The organism is Streptomyces sp. NTH33, assembly GCF_003236365.1.
Lineage (GTDB): Bacteria > Actinomycetota > Actinomycetes > Streptomycetales > Streptomycetaceae > Streptomyces.
Genome location: NZ_POTZ01000701.1, coordinates 1 through 2,570, shown reverse-complemented (window position 1 = coordinate 2,570; position 2,570 = coordinate 1). Strand labels below are relative to the sequence as shown.

Annotated in this window: 3 protein-coding genes; all 3 read left to right on the top strand. The window is 70.2% G+C overall.

From position 1 onward, the window contains the following. The first annotated feature begins 74 nt into the window (after positions 1–74). Positions 75–1,400 carry a M20/M25/M40 family metallo-hydrolase gene (locus tag C1I97_RS35180; protein ID WP_111007017.1) on the top strand — a complete coding sequence of 442 codons (1,326 nt, stop codon included), beginning with the start codon at positions 75–77 and terminating at the stop codon, positions 1,398–1,400. A 180-nt stretch (positions 1,401–1,580) separates the two neighbouring features. After that, positions 1,581–1,814: a chaplin ChpH gene (gene chpH, locus C1I97_RS35175; protein WP_111007016.1), complete on the top strand. Its 234-nt coding sequence runs from the start codon at positions 1,581–1,583 to the stop codon at positions 1,812–1,814. A 173-nt stretch (positions 1,815–1,987) separates the two neighbouring features. Then, the coding region (locus tag C1I97_RS42580; RefSeq protein WP_146608405.1) for a chaplin at positions 1,988–2,570 on the top strand (583 nt) is incomplete at its 3' end.

Genomic DNA, 2,570 nt, shown 5'->3' with positions numbered 1-2,570 from the left:
GCGCGGGGAGGGGGAGGATGAGGGGACCACCGGCACACGTGGTGGACGACCGGCGCACAGTGGGAGGAAGCAGCGTGAGCGAGACGGACACGGCCAGGGGCGTCACCGGCGAGGACGAGGTCGTGGACCTCTGCCGCGAGCTGATCCAGATCGACACCAGCAACTACGGCGACCACTCGGGACCGGGCGAGCGCAGGGCCGCCGAGTACGTCGCCGAGAAGCTCGCCGAGGTGGGGCTGGAACCGAAGATCTTCGAGTCGCACCCGGGCCGCGCCTCCACCGTGGCCCGCATCGAGGGCGAGGACCCGTCCCGGCCCGCGCTGCTGATCCACGGCCACACCGACGTCGTACCGGCCAACGCCGCCGACTGGACCCACCACCCCTTCTCCGGCGAGATCGCGGACGGGTGCGTGTGGGGGCGCGGCGCGGTCGACATGAAGGACATGGACGCGATGACGCTGGCGGTCGTACGGGACCGGCTGCGCAGCGGCCGCAGGCCCCCGCGGGACATCGTGCTGGCGTTCCTCGCCGACGAGGAGGCCGGCGGGACGTACGGGGCGCGGTACCTGGTCGACCACCACCCCGACCTGTTCGAGGGCGTCACCGAGGCGATCAGCGAGGTGGGCGGCTTCTCCTTCACGGTCAGCGAACAGCGGCGGCTGTACCTGATCCAGACGGCCGAGAAGGGCATGCACTGGATGAAGCTGACCGTGGCCGGCACCGCGGGGCACGGCTCCATGATCCACCGGGACAACGCGATCACCGAGCTGTCCGAGGCCGTGGCCCGGCTCGGGCGGCACAAGTTCCCGGTGCGGGTGACCAAGACCACCCGGGCCTTCCTCGACGAACTCGGCGACGCGCTCGGCACCGAGCTCGACCCCGAGGACATGGAGGGCACGATCGCCAGGCTCGGCGGCATCGCCAAGCTCATCGGCGCGACCCTGAGCAACACCGCCAACCCCACGCAGTTGGGCGCCGGCTACAAGGTCAACGTCATCCCGGGCGAGGCCACCGCGCACGTCGACGGGCGGTTCCTGCCCGGTTACGAGGAGGAGTTCCTCGCCGACCTGGATCGGATCCTCGGGCCCAAGGTCAGGCGCGAGGACGTGCACTCCGACAAGGCCGTCGAGACCACCTTCGACGGGGCCCTGGTGGAGGCGATGCAGTCCGCGCTGCTGGCGGAGGACCCGATCGCCAAGGCCATCCCGTACATGCTCTCCGGCGGCACCGACGCCAAGTCCTTCGACGACCTGGGCATCCGGGGCTTCGGCTTCGTGCCGCTGAAGCTGCCGCCGGAGCTGGACTTCGCGGGCATGTTCCACGGCGTGGACGAGCGGGTGCCGGTGGACGGCCTGAAGTTCGGTGTGCGGGTCCTCGACCGGTTCATCGACGCGTCCTGAGGGCGTTTTCGGGTGTTTCCGGGCCCGGACAGGGCCCGGACAGTCCTGATAATCGGCCGCGTGTACGGGAGTGGCCAAGGAAGAGTGAATGCGACCATATGCTCGTAGCTCCATTACTCCTTCCTCGTTACAAGTGATGCGATCACCAAGAGAGATCGCTTTTGCCAACGAGGAGGAATAATGATCAAGAAGGTCGTCGCTGCCGCGGTTGCCACCGGTGGACTGGTTCTCGCGGGCGCCGGCGTGGCCGCCGCCGACTCCGGTGCCCAGGGTGCCGCCGTGCACTCCCCGGGTGTTCTTTCCGGCAACGTCGTACAGGCGCCGGTCCACGTGCCGGTGAACGTCTGCGGCAACACGATCTCGGTGATCGGGCTGCTGAACCCCGCCTTCGGCAACGTCTGCATGAACAAGTGACGTAGTGCCCCGACCCGTGAGGGTCCGACTCCATCGACTCCGTGGGGGGCTGAACCCGTCGGCCCCGGAGCGCACGCCATGCGTTCCGGGGCCGGCCGGTTTTCGAAGGGCGAAAGACGAAAGTCGAAAAATTTCGATAAGGCCGAAGAGGCCGAAGGCAGGGATTCAGCGATATGCGACAGGTCACCCGCAAGGGCCTGATGACCGTGGCCGCAGCCACCGGCGTGATCGCCGCCGCGAGCGGCTACGCCCACGCCCACGCCGACGCGGGCGCGGCCGGCGCCGCGTCCGGCTCGCCGGGCGTGCTGTCCGGCAACGTCGTGCAGGTGCCGGTGCACGTGCCGGTGAACGTCTGCGGCAACACGGTCGACGTCGTGGGGCTGCTCAACCCGGCGGTGGGCAACACCTGCGCCAACCAGGGCGGCGGCAGCCACTCGTCCGGGGGGCACGGCGACTCCGGTCACCAGGACTCCGGGCACCACCGCTCCGGGGACGGCGGCTCGCATGCCGGCGGGCACACCGGCGGCTCGCCGGGCGTGGGCTCGGGCAACCACGTCCAGGTGCCGGTCGACGTGCCCGTCAACGTCTGCGGCAACAGCGTCGACGTGGTCGGCGTGGGCAATCCGGCCATGGGCAACCACTGCGGCAACGGCGGGGGAGGACACCACCGCACGCCTCCGGGCAGCGGCCATGAGACCCCGCCCGCGCACCCGGGCACACCCGGCAACCCTGAGCACCCCGGGACGCCCGGTCACC